The following is a 3,074-nucleotide window of genomic DNA, read 5'->3' as shown; positions in this document are numbered from 1 at the left end:
GGGCAGCCCGAAAGGGAAGAGACTTACCCAATCTGAAAGCGACCAAAAAGATACCCAAATCACTCATAAATTTGAGTCGAAATGGGTAGGGGTCGGCGCAGCCGAAAGGGCGGCGTGCGCTAGCTTTCCTAGCATCCTTATCGTTTCTTTGGAGATCCTTTGAGATTAGTCTATTTGTCTCATTTGCATTTTTTTCCCTACTTAACATGGGGGATTCGTTTCTTTCAGGACAAAGAGGGGCGTTACATCGTGATCCCAGAGGGATACACTGTGAAAGGGGGATTGACTCTCAACGATGGCCAGAACGAACTTATCAAACTGGTGGAGAAGTAGAACATGACCGAGTTAGAAACCCTATTATTGAACGAATTCGAGCAATTGCAGACGCAGCACGAAATACAACAAAAGGAATTTGTGAATCTATACAACGATTTAGCGGAGCAGCTCCAGCAGTTGGAAACCCTGATTTGAATCAAGTATCAGTAATCTCTTTTTCAGGGAGTTTGAATCTGGTCACACGCTGCAATTGAGATTGAAGCATGAAAAAAGGCCCCGAAGGGCCTTTTAAAACTGGATTAGATACAGGTTCCACTGCTGCAATCAGGCATATCGGCCCAGAAGAGAACGTTTTCTTCTTTCACAATGCCCAGAGTCATCATGACCTGAACCAGTGGGCTCTTTAATGCTTGTTCACGATCGGTGATCTCTTCGGATGAAGTGAAAACGATGAATTTGATGTTTTCCGCTGGAATAGTGAAATACAAAGAGCTGGCCACACCGGCGATAGTATCAGGCAGCATATCTGTCATCATCAGGACTTCGAAAGAGATGGCTGACGGAATGTTCACCATATTATCAAAACTGCTAATAATGATGTCATTGATAACACCACCGCGAGGATGCCCTTTGAAGAACAGGTCATGCTCCTTACCAATATAGTAAGGGCTGGTTTCGTTGATAGCATTATTGATGATATTAACCTGTTGCTTGGCGTAGAACTCTTTCTCTTCACCACCGGCCCAGGTAGTCGTCCCCGTGAATACAAAGTTAGCCAGTGGACTCTTGTCATATTCTACTTGCAGCCAATTTTGATCAAAACCTACGATTTCAAGGAACAATGCTTGCTGCTCTGAGGACAGTTTTGCATATTTATCCCACTGCATTTGTTTGAGGCTATCACCCAGATACTCTTTTAACTCGTGTAGTTTTGGATCAAGCGTCAAAAAGTCAGATCTCAGCATTGAGTACTCAGTAGGGTAGAGTGAATGCCAGTTAAACTGAGTAGTCAACCAGGGCGCGGAAGAACCACCTGAACCTAAAATGATATTTTTAAGGTTGTCACCGGCTTGCTGTAACAGGTAGGTCTTATCCTGGGTATTGCGCCAGTTGTACAGGTTCACGTATTCAGCAGAGCCATCGTCATAGAGCCTGATGTTGTCAATGTCGACATGTGGCTGCTTATGCAGCCGCTGTAGCATAAGTTTTAGGTTGTCATATGACTTCAGCGTGTTGGTACTGATTGAAACCTTGAGTCTGTGATGATCTTCTGCAAAGGCAGAAATAGCTTCAAGCATTTCTGCCGATGTATGGTTTGACTCAAGTGGGAAGCGACTGATATTCAGTTGCGCCAGATGCTCTTGCGTCGGATTGATACGGCCCCAGGACACATAGCGCTCAGCTGTCGGGTGAGCCTCTGCAGAGGCGATGATGTCCAATACCTGATGTAAAGAGGGGAGAGATGCGTGATCAACATAAACTTCCAGTGATGGAGACACCACGGACACTTTTGCATCGGTTGAGTACTGATCACCATTCTTACTGGTTCCTTTAAACTGGAAGCAATACTCTTCATCGTTGTCCAGTTTTGGAGCGGTAAGTGTCAGATTGACGGTTTGGCTTGTGTCAGAAGGAATAATGGATATCGAACCACATGTTTGAGTCCAGCTGAAACTTTCTAAATCGGGATTGCTGTCGTTTTGAATCGGATTAAGGGTAAATTCTTGATTGTCTATGACATCGAATTTGACGCTGTTGTTGTGGGTCTGATGATCGTCATCAGAGCAGCCTGCGAGAATTGCAGCTGTTAAGAGTAGCCAAGGCTTAACGTCCATTTAGAGGTCCCGATGTGAAAAGGTGAAAACTCCGCATTAAATATTATTTACGACGGCGTTGTCTGTGATGTAAGTAGCAGCTTAAGGCTTAATTGTCTGCAGGGTGAGGTCGTGAACGTTTTTTAAGCAAAATGACGACTAATTTGACGATCCCATTTATTAGCTGTGATCTTATACTCCCTTTTTAGGGAAAGCATCATGCACATCGATCACTTCAAAGAACATTTTCAAACGATTACTGATCTACGCCAAATCCCTAAGGTCACTTACTGCCTCTTCGAAGTCCTTTTGGCTCGCTATGTGCGGTTATTGCTGGTGCGAAAGGTTGGTTTGATATCCGTGAATACATTCTCGGTCATCATAATTGGTTTAAGCGCAATGGCCTGTTTTTACATAGTGTTCCTGTTGATGACACGATTGCTCGAATAATCTCAACGATTGACCCCGAGCATTTCATGAATGCTTCATTAACTGGATGTCATCAATACACACCCTTACCGAAGGTCAAGTGATTGCGATTGATGGCAAAACACTTCGAGGCTCATACAATCGTGAAGACAGGGCGAGCACCATTCATATGATCAGTGCTTATGCATCGTCAAACAAGCTCGTGCAAATTAATTGATGGCGTGTTCGAATGATTTCTTATTGGAAGAAAACGGAAGAAATTTACCATGATGATGGTTTGACGTTGATCATTGGATGGTATGACCATAAGCATGAACACGATGGTGGCTTCAAATCGCTTGGTGTTCATTGGGGGATTACCCTAAATCTAGGGGGGTATTAAGCCCTTGTGTGATACCAGAAGTCACTAGAAAATCAATGTTGGCAGGACTTCTTCATAAAGCAATTATTGATGGTAATCATGAAGAAAAGAAAGCATTAAGCAAGGCTACACAAAGACCCCTCCACTTCGTTACGTTGTCATTGTGCCTTGTAAGGGACGCTACGCTCCCTTAA

At 43.9% G+C, this 3,074-nt stretch carries 3 protein-coding genes and 1 pseudogene; 3 read left to right on the top strand and 1 reads right to left on the bottom strand.

Annotation, left to right across the window (positions count from 1 at the left end; translation table 11 throughout):
- Positions 1-336: 336 nt before the first annotated feature.
- Complete coding sequence (locus R7040_RS30645) at positions 337-471, top strand: MbeD/MobD family mobilization/exclusion protein (RefSeq protein ID WP_169629211.1); 135 nt, start codon at positions 337-339, stop codon at positions 469-471.
- Between the two features lie 104 nt (positions 472-575).
- On the opposite strand, the gene R7040_RS24265 is transcribed toward R7040_RS30645, so the two are convergent.
- Entirely contained in the window at positions 576-2,111 is a 1,536-nt protein-coding gene (locus R7040_RS24265; protein ID WP_169629213.1) for a PKD domain-containing protein, read from the bottom strand.
- Between the two features lie 198 nt (positions 2,112-2,309).
- On the opposite strand from R7040_RS24265, the pseudogene R7040_RS24260 reads away from it, so the two are divergent.
- Positions 2,310-2,724, top strand: a pseudogene (locus R7040_RS24260) (ISAs1 family transposase); the annotation flags it as partial.
- A 24-nt stretch (positions 2,725-2,748) separates the two neighbouring features.
- Positions 2,749-2,901: a hypothetical protein gene (locus R7040_RS24255; RefSeq protein WP_212577753.1), complete on the top strand. Its 153-nt coding sequence runs from the start codon at positions 2,749-2,751 to the stop codon at positions 2,899-2,901.
- The last annotated feature ends 173 nt before the right edge of the window (positions 2,902-3,074 follow it).

The organism is Vibrio sp. 1069, assembly GCF_033340555.1.
Note: the sequence above shows the minus strand (reverse complement) of the source record. Positions and strands in the feature narration are given on the sequence as shown.